This window comes from Thioalkalivibrio sp. ALMg3 (assembly GCF_000381225.1).
Classification (GTDB): domain Bacteria; phylum Pseudomonadota; class Gammaproteobacteria; order Ectothiorhodospirales; family Ectothiorhodospiraceae; genus Thioalkalivibrio; species Thioalkalivibrio versutus.
Genome location: NZ_KB906226.1, coordinates 47,420 through 62,507, shown reverse-complemented (window position 1 = coordinate 62,507; position 15,088 = coordinate 47,420). Strand labels below are relative to the sequence as shown.

14 protein-coding genes are annotated in these 15,088 nt (G+C 65.9%); 11 read left to right on the top strand and 3 right to left on the bottom strand.

What is annotated here, in order from left to right; genetic code table 11:
* Window positions 1-6: 6 nt before the first annotated feature.
* The 9 genes from flgE (at window position 7) to F622_RS0109120 (ending at window position 9,873) form a co-directional block, all read left to right on the top strand.
* The gene (gene flgE, locus F622_RS0109160) at window positions 7-1,251 is read left to right on the top strand and encodes a flagellar hook protein FlgE (protein WP_019571783.1); all 1,245 of its coding nucleotides are present in this window, start codon (window positions 7-9) and stop codon (window positions 1,249-1,251) included.
* A 32-nt stretch (window positions 1,252-1,283) separates the two neighbouring features.
* Window positions 1,284-2,024, top strand: coding sequence for a flagellar basal-body rod protein FlgF (gene flgF / locus F622_RS0109155; RefSeq protein ID WP_018145467.1), 741 nt, complete (start codon window positions 1,284-1,286; stop codon window positions 2,022-2,024).
* Between the two features lie 45 nt (window positions 2,025-2,069).
* On the top strand, window positions 2,070-2,858 hold the full coding sequence (flgG, locus tag F622_RS0109150) for a flagellar basal-body rod protein FlgG (RefSeq protein ID WP_018145468.1): 789 nt from the start codon (window positions 2,070-2,072) through the stop codon (window positions 2,856-2,858).
* Window positions 2,859-2,862: 4 nt separating this feature from the next.
* Window positions 2,863-3,561 (top strand): flagellar basal body L-ring protein FlgH, encoded by a 699-nt coding sequence (gene flgH / locus F622_RS0109145; RefSeq protein WP_018938520.1) that lies wholly within the window; start codon window positions 2,863-2,865, stop codon window positions 3,559-3,561.
* A gap of 27 nt (window positions 3,562-3,588) precedes the next feature.
* Window positions 3,589-4,806, top strand: a complete 1,218-nt coding sequence (locus F622_RS0109140; RefSeq protein WP_018952000.1) for a flagellar basal body P-ring protein FlgI — start codon at window positions 3,589-3,591, stop codon at window positions 4,804-4,806.
* Window positions 4,806-5,846 carry a flagellar assembly peptidoglycan hydrolase FlgJ gene (flgJ, locus tag F622_RS0109135; RefSeq protein WP_019571782.1) on the top strand — a complete coding sequence of 347 codons (1,041 nt, stop codon included), beginning with the start codon at window positions 4,806-4,808 and terminating at the stop codon, window positions 5,844-5,846. The genes F622_RS0109140 and flgJ overlap by 1 nt, the downstream gene beginning before the upstream one ends.
* Window positions 5,847-5,908: 62 nt before the next feature.
* A complete protein-coding gene (gene flgK, locus F622_RS0109130; RefSeq protein ID WP_019571781.1) occupies window positions 5,909-7,810 on the top strand; it encodes a flagellar hook-associated protein FlgK in 1,902 nt (633 codons plus the stop codon).
* Window positions 7,811-7,831: 21 nt separating this feature from the next.
* Window positions 7,832-9,106 (top strand): flagellar hook-associated protein FlgL, encoded by a 1,275-nt coding sequence (flgL, locus tag F622_RS0109125; protein ID WP_019571780.1) that lies wholly within the window; start codon window positions 7,832-7,834, stop codon window positions 9,104-9,106.
* 77 nt (window positions 9,107-9,183) lie between these two features.
* Complete coding sequence (locus tag F622_RS0109120; protein WP_019571779.1) at window positions 9,184-9,873, top strand: hypothetical protein; 690 nt, start codon at window positions 9,184-9,186, stop codon at window positions 9,871-9,873.
* 852 nt (window positions 9,874-10,725) lie between these two features.
* Here the strand turns inward: F622_RS0109120 and F622_RS0109115 are convergent.
* The 3 genes from F622_RS0109115 to egtC are packed head-to-tail and all read right to left on the bottom strand — an operon-like array spanning window position 10,726 to window position 13,476.
* Window positions 10,726-11,475, bottom strand: a complete 750-nt coding sequence (locus tag F622_RS0109115) for an SIMPL domain-containing protein (RefSeq protein ID WP_026304817.1) — start codon at window positions 11,473-11,475, stop codon at window positions 10,726-10,728.
* A gap of 12 nt (window positions 11,476-11,487) precedes the next feature.
* Window positions 11,488-12,678: an SUMF1/EgtB/PvdO family nonheme iron enzyme gene (locus tag F622_RS0109110; protein WP_019571778.1), complete on the bottom strand. Its 1,191-nt coding sequence runs from the start codon at window positions 12,676-12,678 to the stop codon at window positions 11,488-11,490.
* Window positions 12,679-12,693: 15 nt separating this feature from the next.
* Window positions 12,694-13,476 (bottom strand): ergothioneine biosynthesis protein EgtC, encoded by a 783-nt coding sequence (egtC, locus tag F622_RS0109105; RefSeq protein WP_018145477.1) that lies wholly within the window; start codon window positions 13,474-13,476, stop codon window positions 12,694-12,696.
* Between the two features lie 71 nt (window positions 13,477-13,547).
* Between egtC and egtD the strand changes: the two genes are divergently transcribed.
* Together egtD and F622_RS0109095 are read left to right on the top strand one after the other, a co-directional pair.
* Window positions 13,548-14,570: an L-histidine N(alpha)-methyltransferase gene (gene egtD, locus F622_RS0109100; RefSeq protein ID WP_019571777.1), complete on the top strand. Its 1,023-nt coding sequence runs from the start codon at window positions 13,548-13,550 to the stop codon at window positions 14,568-14,570.
* Between the two features lie 5 nt (window positions 14,571-14,575).
* Window positions 14,576-15,088, top strand: coding sequence for a histidine phosphatase family protein (locus F622_RS0109095; protein ID WP_018145479.1), 513 nt, complete (start codon window positions 14,576-14,578; stop codon window positions 15,086-15,088).

Sequence of the window (15,088 nt, the reverse complement as noted above, 5' to 3'; positions counted from 1 at the left end):
GACCCCATGCCCTTCAATATTGGATTGAGCGGACTGAACGCGGCGCAGGCCGACCTGCAGACCACCGGCAACAACGTCTCCAACTCGGGGACCACCGGATTCAAGCGCTCGCGGGCGGAATTCGGTGACGTGTTTGCCCAGAGCTTCGGCGGCATCAGCCAGACGGCGATCGGCTCCGGCACGCGCCTGCAGGCGGTGACCCAGCAATTCTCGCAGGGCCGCACGGAGTTCACCGAGAACGGTCTGGACCTGGCCATCAACGGCGAGGGCTTCTTCGTCCTGGACGACCAGGGCAGTAAGGTCTACAGCCGGGCGGGGGAGTTCCAGGTCGATCGCGACGGCTTTCTAGTGAACAGCCAGGGGCAGCGTCTGCAGGGCTATGACGGAGTTGATAGCAACCGTGTTGACGATCTACGCCTTCAGACCGATACCGCGGCACCCCAGGCCACCACGAACCTCGAGGCCCTGATCAACCTGCGCTCGGATGCCGGCACGATTGAAGACGAATTCGACCTGGAAAAGCCCGAGACCTACAACTTCTCAACGTCGCTGACGATGTACGACTCCCTGGGCATCGCTCGGGACGCCAGCCTGTATTTCGTGAAGACCGCCCCGAATGAGTGGAATGCCCACGTCGCGGTACGACGGGACGACGGAAACCTAATGGAACTTGAGGACTACGGGGGAGGATCCGAAGGCCCGTTGACGCTGGAATTCGATCCCAGCGGTCAGTTGGACGTTGTTGACCCCGCGGCTGAGGGTCTAACTGTCCCGGGCGGACCGGAAGGTGATTTGGACGGGGCAGAACCACTGGTCTTCGACATCGACTTCGATGGTACCACCCAGTTCGGGGGAGATTTTTCGGTGAACGATCTGAACCAGGACGGCTTTGCCTCCGGACAGCTGACCGGCATTGATATCGACGACACCGGTGTCGTGTTTGCCCGCTTCACCAACGGCCAATCCACTGCGCTGGGCCAGTTGACGCTCGCGAACTTCTCCAATCCGCAGGGGCTGGAGCAGCTGGGTGATAACAACTGGGCCGAGACCTTCGCGGCGGGTGACGTGCGAATGGGTCGCCCCGGATCCAGCAACCTCGGGGCGGTACAGGCGGGTGCCCTTGAGGCCTCGAACGTGGATATCGCCCAGGAGCTGGTCAACCTAATCACCGCGCAGCGCAACTTCCAGGCGAATGCGCAGACCATCTCCACGGCCGATCAGGTCACCCAGACGATCATCAACATCCGTTAAGTCGCGGATGAGACGCTGAAGAGGGCTTGAGCATGGATCGATTTCTGTACATCGCGATGTCCGGTGCGAAGGAGACGATGCACGCACAGGCCATCAACAACCACAACCTGGCCAACGCCAACACCGACGGCTTTCGCCAGGCCCTGGCTACGGCGGACACCTTGCCGGTGCGCGGGCCGGGCCATGCCTCGCGTGATTACACCCAGATCGGCAACGATGCGGTGGATTTCAGCAAGGGCAAGATGCAGAGCACCGGGCGCGATATGGACATCGCCATCGAGGGCGAAGGCTTTATCGCGGTGCAGGGCCCGGACGGGGAGGAAGGTTACACCCGCGCCGGCTCGCTGCATGTGGATGCCTTTGGGCTGCTGCGCACCGCGCAGGGTCACCAGGTACTGGGGGATGGCGGTCCGATTGCCATCCCGCCGGCGGAGCAGATCGAGATCGGCACTGACGGGACCATCAGCGTGCGCCCCCTGGGCGTGGGCCCGGAGGCCCTGGCGGCGGTGGAACGCATCCGCCTGGTCAACCCGGACACCGACGAGCTCCAGCGCGGGGATGACGGCCTGTTCCGCCTGGCGGAAGGGGGCGAGGCCCCGGCGGATGCCGAGGTGCGCGTGGTCTCCGGGATGCTGGAGGGCAGCAACGTGAACACGGTGGAGGCGCTGACCCGGATGATCGAGTTGTCCCGCCACTTCGAGATGCAAGTGAAGATGATGGATAGCGCCAACACGCTGGAACAAAGCAGCAACCGCCTGCTGGGCCTCGGGTAATTTCCCGGGACTCGCGCGGCACTTGAGAGAAAACAGGAGAACACCATGAACCAGGCACTGTGGATCGCCAAGACCGGCCTCGACGCGCAGCACACGCGCATGTCGACGGTCTCGAACAACCTGGCCAACGTGAATACCACCGGTTTCAAGAAGGACCGGGCGGTGTTCGAGGATCTGATCTATCAGACCGTGCGCCAGCCAGGCGCCCAGGCCACTCAGGATCAGCAGCTGCCCTCGGGCCTGCAGATCGGTACCGGGGTGCGCGCCGTCTCCACCGAGAAGATGTTCCAGCAGGGCAACCTGCAGCAGACGGACAACTCGCTGGATATGGCCATCGAGGGGCGCGGGTTCTTCCAGATCCTGCTGCCGGACGGGAATGTCGGCTACACCCGGGACGGCAGTTTCCAGCTGAACTCGGACGGCCAGGTGGTGATGTCCAATGGCTACCCGCTGCAGCCGGGCCTGTTCGTGCCTGAGGACACCCAGTCCCTCTCGATCGGCAAGGACGGCACGGTGACCGCGCAGATCCCGGGGCAGGCCGCACCGGTGGAGCTGGGCAATATCCAGCTGGCGGACTTCGTGAACCCGGCCGGTCTGCAGGCGGTGGGCGAGAACCTGTTCCGCGAGTCTGCGGCCTCGGGCGTGGCGCAGCAGTCCCTGCCGGGCCTGAACGGCACCGGCACCGTGGTGCAGGGCTCACTGGAGACCTCGAACGTGAACATTGCCGAGGAGCTGGTGAACATGATCGAGACCCAGCGCGCCTACGAGGTCAACTCCAAGGCGATCTCCGCGGCCGACCAGTCGCTGCAGTTCGTCAACCAGACGATCGGGTGATCTGATGACGCGCCTCGGAACCGTTCTCCGCCCGGCCCTGGCCGTGACCGCCGCGTTGCTGCTGTCCGCCTGCGCCGCCACTCAGACGACCAAGCCGGACGACAACCCGGAGTACCAGCCGGTGATGCCGGCGCAGCCGGTCCCGCAGTCGCAGAACAATGGCGGCATCTACCAGGCCGCCCACTCCCAGGGGCTGTTCGAGGACTACAAGGCGCGCAATGTCGGCGACATCCTGACGGTCATCCTGGCGGAGAGCACCAACGCGCAGAAGTCGGCGTCGACTTCCACCGGCAAGGATTCCAACCTGGAGCTGGGCAATCTCTCGGCCTTCGGCCGCGATGCCACGTTCAACGGTCGCCCGTTGTTTGGGGCGAGCAACTCGAGTTCGCGGGACTTCAATGGGTCCGGGGACTCCTCGCAGAGCAACCAGCTCGACGGCGAGATCACCGTGACCGTGGCCGAGGTACTGGCGAACGGCAACCTGGTCGTGCAGGGCGAGAAATGGCTGGGCATCAACCAGGGCGAGGAGTACGTGCGCTTTCGCGGCATCGTGCGCCCAGTGGATGTGACTACCAACAACACCGTGCTTTCCACCCAGGTGGCCAACGCCCGTGTGTACTACGGCGGTTCCGGCGTACTGGCGGACAGCAACACACCCGGGTGGATCACGCGCTTCTTCAACAGCCCGATCTGGCCCTTCTGACCCGGCATGACCGTGGCGAGGTACGACATGGATCCCATACGCACGACACAACGCGCCTCAGGCTTACCGGCTGCGCCGTTCGGCGACTGGCGCCGGCTGGGACTGCTGCTCCTGGCGGCGCTGCTGGTGGCGGGGCTGGGGAGTGCCGCGGTCTCGGCGCAAACCGCGATGCAGCAGCAGGTGGCCATGCAGGAGCGCAGCTACATGGAGCGGGTCAAGGATGTGGCCAGTGTCTCCGGCGTGCGGGATAACCAGCTGATCGGTTATGGCCTGGTGGTCGGCCTCGATGGTACGGGGGACCAGACCACCCAGACCCCGTTCACCGTGCAGAGCCTGAACAATATGCTGGGCCAGCTGGGGCTGACGCCGGATGCGGGCAACCCGCAGCTGCGCAACGTGGCCGCGGTGATGGTCACGGCTGAACTGCCACCGTTCGCCAAGGCGGGCCAGCGGATCGATATCACCGTGTCGTCCATGGGCAACGCGACCAGCCTGCGCGGTGGCACGCTGCTGATGACGCCGCTCAAGGGGGCGGATGGCCAGACCTACAGTATCGCCCAGGGCAATCTGATCGTGGGTGGCTTTGGCGCCGAGGGCACCGATGGCTCGCGCATCACCGTGAACGTGCCCAGCGTCGGCCGTATCCCCAACGGCGCAACCGTGGAGCGCGAGGTCCCGACCGCGTTTGCCCAGGGCGATCACGTCACCCTGAACCTCAACCGGCCGGACTTCACCACCGCCAATCGCCTGGTGCAGACGGTGAACGATACCTTCGGCCATGGCGTGGCCCATGCCCTGGACGGCTCGTCCGTGCGGGTGCGGGCGCCGGCGAACCCGGATCACCGGGTCGGTTTCGTGGCCGAGCTGGAGAACCTGCCGATCGAACGCGGCACACCGCCGGCGCGCGTGATCGTCAACTCGCGTACCGGGACCGTGGTGATCGGTTCCAGTGTGCAGGTGACGCCTGCGGCCGTCTCCCACGGCAGCCTGACCGTCACCATCAGCGAGGCACCGCAAGTGGTCCAACCTGCGCCCTTTGGCGGGGGCGAGACCGCCATCCAGCCGGATACCGACATCGCGATCGAGGAGGGTGACAACACCATGTTCCTGTTCGACCCGGGCACCTCGCTGGACGAGATTGTCCGCGCCGTGAACAACGTGGGCGCGGCCCCGGGCGATCTGGTCGCGATCCTGGAGGCCCTGCGCGAGGCCGGTGCCCTGCGTGCGGAGCTGGTGGTGATCTGATGATTGGCTCGGGCGTCGATACCCAGATGCAGGCCCGCGCGGCCATGGCCTCGGACCCCAGTGGTCTGCAGGACCTGGCCCGGGGCGCGCGTTCGGGCGATCAGAAGGGTCTGGAGGCCGTGGCTCGCGAGTTCGAGGCCATGCTGATCGGCCAGATGCTCAAGCAGATGCGTGAGGCCTCTCTGGGCGACGGCCTGTTCGACAACGACCAGAGCGAGATGTACCTGGAGATGCAGGATCAGGAGTTCGCCAAGGCCATGAGCCAGGGCGACGGCATCGGCCTGCGTGATGCCCTGATGCGCCAGCTCTCCGCCCAGCAGCCTGTCGATCCCGAGACACTGAATGATCCGGAGCGCCAGGCGGCTCTGGAAATGCCGCGTCGACGGTCGGAGCTGGATACCCTGCGGGCGTTGCAGGGCGAGGCGGAATCCGAGTTGCGCCCGGTGGGCCCGCAACGCCCGGAAGCTGGGTCGCCGGAGGCGGCTCGCAAGGCGGCGCCGCAACCGGCCCCCATCGCCTGGCCGCCGCGGGACGCCGCGGACTTTGTGCAGACCCTGGAACCCCTGGCGCGGGATGCCGCGGCGGAGCTGGGCGTCGAGCCAGGCATCCTGCTGGCGCAAAGCGCGCTGGAGACCGGCTGGGGGCAGCACGTGCCGTCGCGGGCCGACGGCCAGCCGAGTTTCAACCTGTTCGGGATCAAGGCCGACAGCCGCTGGGATGGCGATCGTGTCTCCGTGGGCACGCTGGAGTTCCGCGAGGGCGTGGCCCAGCGGGAACAGGCACGCTTCCGCGCCTATGCCGATCCGTCCGAGTCGTTCTCCGATTACGTCGATTTCATTCGCAACAATCCGCGTTACCACCGGGCTCTGCAGGCCGGCGATGACGCGCAGTACATCCGCGAGCTGCAGGACGCCGGCTATGCCACCGACCCGGCTTACGCGGACAAGGTCCTGCGGGTGCGCGACCAGATGGCCGCGCATCGTGACAGTGGATCGACTCAAGTCGCGGCGGATGCCGCCGTTACCCGTACCAAGGGGTAGAGCATGAAGAAGAAATGGCCCAGTCCGGTGATTGAACAGGCGTTGTCGCGGGAGGCACGGGCATGAGCGCGTCCGGCATCGGCACCTCCGCGCTGCTGGCGTTCCAGCGCGCGATTGGCACGACCAGCAACAACATCGCGAACTCGGCGACCGAGGGCTACAGCCGCCAGCGCACCGAGCTGTCCAACCTGACGCCGCAGTTCCTGGGGGGCAGCTTCCAGGGTCAGGGCGTGCAGGTGGACACGATCCGCCGTATCTCCGACGACTTCGTGAATACCCAGCTGCGCAACTCGATCTCCGATCAGTCGAACGCCGAACTGAAGGCGTCGCTGGCCGGGCGCATCGACGACCTTCTGGGCAGCTCCAGTTCCGGGCTGACGCCGGTGCTGCAGGACTTCTTCGACGCCGGCCAGGATCTCGCCAACGACCCCACCTCCAGCGCCGCGCGCACGGTCTTCCTGACCGAGGCGGAATCGTTGGCCGAGCGATTTGGCTCGATCGACCGTCGCATCGAGGAGCAGCGCGACATCATCAACGGCCAGATCCGCACTAACGTCGACGAGATCAACTCGCTGACCGAGGCGGTCGCGGGGCTTAACCGCGAGATCGTGTCCAAGTCCACCCAAGGCACCCCGAACGATCTGCTGGACCAGCGCGACCGCGTGCTGAACCAGCTGGCGGAGAAGGTGAACGTCCGCATCACCGAGCAGGACGACGGGGCGGTCAATGTGTTCGTCGGCAACGGTCAGGCGCTGGTACTGGGCGGTAACAACCGCGAACTGGTCGCCGAGTCGCTGACCGGTGATCCGCGTTCGCCGGACATCGGGCTGGCCACCAGCGGCGATCCGGTCAACATCTCCCGCTTCATCCAGGGCGGCGAGCTGGGTGCGTTGTTGGAGACCCGGACCGGCATCATCGACGAGGCCCAGAACACCCTGGGCCGACTCGCGATCAGTATCGGTGAGGAATTCAACCAGCAGAACAACCTCGGGCTGGACCTGGAGGGCAATCTGGGTGCGAATATCTTCGGGATCAGTGAGCCGACCGTGCGTGGGTTCCCGGGAAATGAGTCCGGTGGTGTCCCGGAAGTGGAGATCACGGATGTCCGCGCCATCACAACGTCCGACTACCGTCTGCGTAATGTCGGGGGCGAATACGAGTTGACCCGGTTGTCTGATGGCACCTCGGAAACATTCGACAACGACGTCCTCGAATTCGACGGGCTCAAGGTGAATATCGGGGAAATTACGAATGCCGTGGATGGGGACGAGTGGCTCATTCAACCCACGCGTAATGGGGCGAGGGATTTGTCCGTCGACATGACCGATCCCGCCGGGATTGCAGCTGCTGCCGCCGTGCGTGCTGACCTCGGCGAGGACAACAAAGGGGGTGCCACGATCGCCTCTGTCCGAGCCGATGCCTCCGACATCAACTTAGGAGATCTGTCCGCTGACGAGCCCGATGTGGTTTCCTTTGTTGCCGATGGCGGTTCCGATGAACAGGGCGCGTTCGTGATCGATGGCCAAGCGTTTGACCTCGATGACAATGGGGTGACCACGATCTCGTTCAACGGCTGGGAGATGGAGATCCGTGGCACGCCGGCGGACGGAGACACGTTCGGGGTCAGCAGCAACGAGGGCTATCCGGGTGACAACCGCAACATGCTGGCGATGAATGACCTGCCGGACGAACGCCTGGTGGGTGGCGATCGCACATTCGGGGATGGCTACAACAGCCTGCTGGCCAACGTCGGCACGCGCACCCGCCAGGCGCAGGTCGCGCAGGAATCGGCCGATGCGCAGCTGGAGCAGGCGCGTGCCCAGCGCGAAGCGGTCTCCGGCGTCAATCTGGACGAAGAGGCGGCGGACCTGATCCGCTACCAGCAGGCCTATCAGGCGGCGGCCCAGGTCATCTCGGTCAGCAATTCGCTGTTCGATTCACTGCTCGGCGCGGTCCGCCGCTAGCGCCCACCGGGAGACACGAACATGCGCATCTCGACCACCCAGATTTTCCAGACCGGTATCGACCAGATCCAGCGCGGCCAGACGGAGCTCAACCGGACCTCGCTGCAGATGGGGCGGGGCGAGCGCATCCTGTCGCCGTCCGATGACCCGAGCGGTGCGACCCAGGTCAATCAGTTCGAACGCATCATCCAGGCCACCAAGCAGTACCAGCGCAATATCGACAACACTCAGCCGCGCCTGCAGCAGGAGGAATCGGCCCTGCAAAGCGGGACCGACCTGCTGCAGCGCGCGCGCGAACTGGTGGTGGCCGGCAACAACGACAGCCAGACCAACGAGACCCGTAGCTATCTCGCCGGCGAGCTGCGCCAGCTGCGCGAAGGGATGTTCGATATCGCGAACACAAAGGACCCGAACGGCGAATATCTCTTCGCCGGCACGAAGTCCCTGGATCAGCCCTTCCGCCAGAATGGCGACGGGGAAGTCATCTACGATGGGGCCAAGGGAACGGGCAGCGTTCGCGAGGTCGCAATCTCCCCGAACCGGAAGGTTGCGGTGGGTGACACCGGCGAACGAGTGTTCATGGCCATCCCCGAGAACGACGGACGGGTTGGGGCCGCCGCGCATCCCGAAAACACCGGTCGGCTGGTTGTGGAGCAGACTGGGGTAAGTGACCAAGCCGCCCTGAACACCGATGACAATTTTCTGATTCAGTTTAAGGAAGGTCCTGAGGGTAGCTTTAGCTATCACGTGTACCAGGCGGACGAGGATGGCGAGCTGGTGGAGGATGAAGATGGTAATCCAGAGCCGCTCGAAGTTAACGGTGGAGCAGTGACAGGCGATTACGTGCCGGGCGCCGCGATTGAGTTTGCAGGGCGTTCCGTCACAGTGAGTGGCACGCCTGATGACGAGGACATGGTCCTGTCCAGGCCGGCGGAGAACAAGAGTGTCTTCGATACCCTGGATGCCATCATTGCTGCCCTGGAACAGGGCGGAGCCGATGGCCCCAGTCGGGCGAATCTGGCGACGGCCAGCAATACCGCACTTGGCGATCTGGATGCTGTGCTGGGGAATTTCAGCGACATCCGCGCCGAGGTGGGGTCGCGCCTGAAGACCTTTGACCAGCAAAAGGATCTGAACGAGGACCGGCTGGTGGACCTGAACAGTGCGGTGTCCGAGATTCGCGACCTGGACTACGCCGAGGCGATCAGCCGCTTCAACCAGCAGCAGGTGGCCCTGCAGGCCGCGCAGCAGACCTATACCCAGGTGAACCGCCTGTCGCTGTTCGACTTCCTCTGATCCGCATCCCTTGCCGGGCGGGCCATGGTTGCGCCTTTGTGCGACCATGACGCCGTCCTGATCTGCGAGAGTCCGGCATGGCCAAGAACAACGAACCCTCCGCGCCCATCCAGTACCGTTCCACCGGGCGTCCCCCGCGCTATCTGATCGTCCTGCTGATCCTGGCTGCGTTGTGGGCGGGCTTCTGGGGCGTCATCCACCTGCAGTCGGGCGAGCCCGAGGCGGTGACGCTGGACGTCGAAGAGCAGGCCGAGCTGGAGGCCAAGTTGCAGGCGCTGGGGCCGCGCGATGCCGAGCCCCGCCCGGATCAGGTGCCCGGAGACCCGATCATCGATCTCGACGCCGAGGCCGAGCCGCTGGTCCCGGAACTCTACGAGGAACGCGCCGAGGCGCGCAGCGTGCGCTTCAGCGAGCGCGAACTGAATGCCCTGATCGCCCAGGACCCGGACCTGGCCGGACGCGTGGCCATGCGTCTTACGCCGGGGCAGGTCAGCACTCGGGTGCGCATCGACGTTCCGGCAGATATCCCACTGCTGGGAGGTCGTGTCCTGAATGTACGCTCGGGGGTGCGCTTCGAGACCGAGGATGGGCGGGTGCATGCGCGCCTGGTCGGCGTCAGCGTCGCCGGAATCCCGCTGCCGGATGCCTGGCTGGGCGGGCTGAAGGACGAAGACCTGCTGGCGCTGGAGCCCTTCCAGCAACTGCACGCGGGCATCGAATCCATCGAGGTGCGTGACGGCGAGCTGGTGCTGGAACTCGCCCCCTAAAGCCGCTCGAGTCCGTCCGCGAATCACACCGTTTCCCGCACGCGTTCAGTTTTCCTTCAATGCCTCTACTAGGCGCGGAGGAGTGCGGGGTGGTTGCGGTGCCCCTGATGCGTTTCGATCCTCAGGGAGACGCAATGCATAAACGGCGATGGCATGGAGTACCAAGCCCATCGGTCGCCCGGATCCTCACCGTGAGCCCGTCATCCCGGAAACCGCGCAGCGGTTATCCGGGATCTGCATCGTTGGAGGTGGCACAGACGTCGGGGTGTTTGTGCGCGGGGAGGTCCCGGCTCTTCGCTGCGCTACGGGCGGGGTGACGAGAAGGGGGGGGCGCTGTGGCCGGGATGATGGGAAAGGATCGTCCCACCGGGATAACGGCCGGGGGATTGGGGCTGGATGGATGCACCCACGTTCGGAATGACCGTCTAACCCTCAGAATGGCCACCCAACCCCTGTCATCCCGGAAACCGCGTAGCGGTTATCCGGGATCTCCATCGTTGGAGGTGGCACAGGCGTCGGGGTGTTCGTGCGTGAGGAGATCCCGGCTCTTCGCTGCGCTACGGCCGGGATGACGAGAAGGGGAGCGCTGTGGCCGGGATGAGGATTGGGGGCTGTTTGCTGCGGGCGTCGGCTTGGGCTGCGTACGGCCTTGTGGCGCCCGTTGGTAGCCCGCCGAGGGGCGGTTTACGGACTCTACATATCCGAGGGCTATCCCTGATCATGAACGACGTAGGGTGCCAATGAGCGCAGCGAATTGCACCGATCGTGGCGCGGGGCGCTCGGGGACCGGGGCCTGCATGGGAACGGTGCGGTTCGGCTGGCACCTCACAGCACCCTACGGTGAGGTAGGTGCTAACGCGGGGTGACGCGCAGGGTCTCGGCGCCCAGGGCCTGCAGGCGTCCACGCACGCTGAGGGTCAGGGTGGAATGCCCGGCCTCCAGCGACGGCTGGCTGGCTGACTCGTCCATGGCGCGCATGGCCATCATGGGCTGTGGCCGATCGTAGTGGTCGTCCGGCAATTCCACTTCCAGCGTGCGCAGGTGCGTGGCCCCCAGCGAGCGGGCGATGACGCGCGCTTGTTCCTTCAGGTCTTCCATGGCCTCTTCGATCATCGCCTCGCGATGTTCCTGGCGTGCCTCGGGGCTGAGGGAGAACCGGATCTGGCTGACGTTGAGGTCCCGCTGCTGGAGCGCGCCGACCAGTTCGGTCAACCGATCGAAATCGGCTCCGGTCAGTTCCAGGTTCTGCTGGACCAGCCAGGCATTGATGCGGCTGCGGTCGTCGGAGTCGTGAATGGCGCGGGTGGAATAGCCGATGGTGCGGGCGTCAATCCCATCCTGTTCGCCGGCGCGTTCCAGTGCGGCCTGCATGTTGCGGTTGACGGTGGCAGCGGCCGTGGCGGCCTCCGGGGCGCGGGCCTCGGTCGTCATCAGCACGGTCATGTGGTCGTTGGCGACCTGGCGCTCGGCCTTGCCGGTCAGGGTCAGCGTGGTTCCGCCGTCGCTGGCGATGGCCGTAGCCGGAAACGCCAGGACCAGGGCGGCGAGCCCGGCGACGAGCCAGGACGGGCGGGGCGCGAGGGGAGTGTTCTTCGGTCGCATGTTCATGAACCTCTACAGATTGCGCGCAAGCCGGAGGCCGGCGAACACGTGGCGTTTTTCGGGGGTGAAGAAGTTGCGCATTGTAGAGCGGGTGAGCAATGGATCGCTCCAGGCGCTTCCACCGCGCAGAACGTAGTGTTCGCCGTCGAACCAGGGCAGGGAGTATTCCTTGTACGGAAAGGGCTGGAAGCCCGGGTAGGGCTGAAAGGGGTTGCCGCACCATTCCCATACCTGGCCCGTGGCGCGCAATCGCCCGGCCTGGGCGGCGTGTTCCCATTCGTGTTCGTGGGGGAGGCGAGCACCCACCCAGCGGGCGTAGGCCGAGGCCTCGAACCAGGAGAGTCCGACGGCGGGTGCATGCGGATCGAGTGCCTGGGTGCCGTGGGGGAGGGTTTGTACCCGGGTCCCGTCGGGTAGCTTCCACCATCCCAGAGGGGCCGCGATGCCTGTTTGTTCCAGCCAGGTTCGACCCGGCGGGTCCCAGTGGGGGCCCGGGCGGTAGCCTCCGGCCTCGATAAACGCGGCGATCTCGGCATTGGAGACCGGATGCGAGCGGATCGTGTGGGGCGCGAGCCGGACCGGGTGGAGGCCACGCTCGTTGTCGAAGGCGGTCGCCGCGTCGCTGCCGCTGACATGTTCGCCGCCCGGGCACTCGATCCAGTCGCCGCCGGCCGCCAGTGCGGGTTTTGGCTCCTGCGTTCGGGGTGGGGCGGGGCGATGCAGGCGGGCGAACCAGCGCACCTGCTCCAGGCTTTCCAGGTGCATGGCGTGGTGCTGCGCGAGAAAACCGGTCAGGTAGTCCCGCTCGAGCAGGGGATGGCGCCGCACCGCCGGATGGTTGTGCAACAAGTCCAGGTGATGTTGCTGGCTGGCCTGGCCCCATTCCAGCAGGGATGCGCGCGTCGGGAGTCTTCCGCCGCGGCGCCACTTCGGGCTCTGTTCCGGGAAGTAGAGATCGTGCCAGTCGCGCCGGTCGGGCGGTGGTTCACCCAGGATGCGTTCGTGTAGCCATACCGCCTCGATGAAATGGCAATGGGCGTAGTGCCACCCGATGGGACTCAGGTCCGGGTGATACTGATTGCGCCATTCGTTCCCCGGTGTCGACTCCAGTGCCGTGTTCATGCGGTCGTGCTGGGTCGCCAGGCAGTCCAGGAGGTCGGATGGGTGCGGGCTTGCACTCGGCTGCGGATGGGCGGCATTCATATCCGGTGGAGCGTGTTACAGCGCCAGGAGTTCCGGCGGTTCGTCGGGATCGAGGATTAGAAGATGGCCGGGCGGGACCGGGCGCCAGCGTTCGCGGTCGGTGAGGGGCTCGGAGGCCACGACCACGCTGTCGTCGGGGAACGTCTCGTCATCGGTGGTGTAGTAGAGGCTGGGACAGGGCGCATTGACCGCATGGCGGCTGGCGATGATGCGGCGGCCGTCGGACAGGATCACGTTCAGCAGGGCGGTGTCGGCCCCCAGCCAGGTCTCCACGGTGGAGAACGCCTCGCCGAGGGCCCCCTCCAGCGTCGCGTTGTCGTCATCGGCCAGGTATTGCCGGACCAGGGCGAAGAGGTATTCGGAATCGGTGGTCCCCTCGATGCTCGATTCGACCTCCTGGCTGAGGATGTTCTGGATCTGGCGCCGGATGTCGGGACGGAAGCGGCTGATCAGGCCGTTGTGGCTGTACAGCAGGCCGTCGCGGGCGAATGGCTGGGCGTTGACGGTGTCGCCGCCGAAGCCGGGGGTTGCGCTGCGGATGGCGGCAACCCACAGGGGCTGGGTCATGTCGCTGGCCAGATCCACCAGGTTGGGATCCTGCCAGAGCGGATCGGCGCGCCGGTAGTGGCGCGCAACGCCCCCCTCGCCAAACCACCCGAAGCCGAAGCCGTCGGCGTTGACGCGGGCATACACCAGCTCCTGCGGGGCCATGGCTTGCTCGATCAGGTTGTGTGGCGGATCCAGGATCAGGCTGCGGAGCGTGATCGGAGGACCCAGATAGGCGAGGTGTCGGCACATGGCTAGGGTCAGTTGGGGCGTCCGGGGTTTCGTGCTAGCGTGCCGCAAACCACCCCGATACGGAAGCCCGGATGTCCGCCGAACCCAGTGCTGTCTCTATTTCCCCTCGTTACAGCCGCCAGGTGGTGGAGGAACGCGACGCCCACGCCGACTTGCTGGCCGATTTCCGCGCGGGGATGCTCGAGCCGCCCCGGTCCCTGCCGCCGAAGTATTTCTACGATGCGCGCGGATCGCAGCTGTTCGATGCGATCTGCGATACCCCGGAGTATTACCCCACGCGCCTGGAGGCCGACCTGCTGGAGCGGCATGCCGAAGCGATCCTGGAGGCGTCCGGGGCGCGCACGCTGTTTGAACTCGGCAGCGGGACGTCGCGCAAGACCGAGTACCTGCTGGCGGCGCTGGAAGCCCGCGTCTCCGCGCCCCATTACGTCGCGAACGATGTCTGTGCCGAGATCCTCGACGAGGCCGGCGCGCGACTCCTGCAGCGCTTCGATCAGATGCGGGTGGACAGCCTGTGCGGGGACTATGCGGCGGCGCTGACCCATCTGGCCGATGTTTCCGGTGCGCAAGCCGACGGTCCGCGCCTGTTTGCCTTTCTCGGCAGCAGTCTGGGCAATTTCGAGGACGCCGAGGCGGCTGCACTGCTGCGACGAATCCGCGACACCATGAACCCCGAAGACCGGCTGCTGCTGGGGCTGGACCGGGTCAAGCCGCGCCCGGTCCTGGAGGCGGCCTACAACGATGCGGCGGGGGTAACCGCGGCATTCAACCTGAACCTGCTGTCGGTGTTGAATACCGAGTTGGGGGCGGACTTCGATCCGGAGGGTTTCGAGCATCGCGCTCCGTTCGTCGAAGACCTCTCGCGGATCGAGATGCACCTGGTGTCGCGGCGACAGCAGACGGTGCGCGTGTCGGAGCCGGAGGCGGTTCTGGAGATCGCCGAAGGCGAGGTGATCCGGACCGAGATCTCGCGCAAGTTCAGCCGCGAGGCCATCGACCGTCTGCTGACGGCGGCCGGGCTCGAACATGCGGCACAGTGGTCCGCGCCCGAGGAGTGGTACTCCCTGTTTCTGCTGCGGCCGGGGGCGGACTGAGCGGGATGCGCGCACCGCGGCTGGTGCTGGTGCGGCACGCCCAGGCCGGAAACCCCGGCGACTGGGACGGGGCGGATCGTGACCGGCCGCTGACCGACAAGGGCCAGGTGAGTGCGGTACGCATGGCGCAGGCGCTCGGGGATCTGCTGCCGGGATCGGTCGAGCTCCTTTGCAGTCCCTATCTGCGTGCCCGTCAGACGGCGATCCCCCTGTCCCAGGCGCTGGATGTCCCGGTGCGGCAGAAGAAATGGCTGGCGCCCGGACAACCCACGGGGCTGGAGGTCGAGGCCCTGGCCCGCAATCTCCCGGCGGATGGCGGCCTGGTGATCGTGGGACACGAGCCGGACCTGTCGCTGCTCGTAAGCTGTCTGCTGGGCACGACGGGCGGGCGGAGTCTGGTTCATATGGGCAAGGGCGATGCCTGCGGATTGACGGGCGCGCTGCCGGGCCCCATGCAGCTCGCCTGGCACCTGCCCCGACGTATCCTCGAACGGCTGGCCGGCGGTGAGGCGGATTGA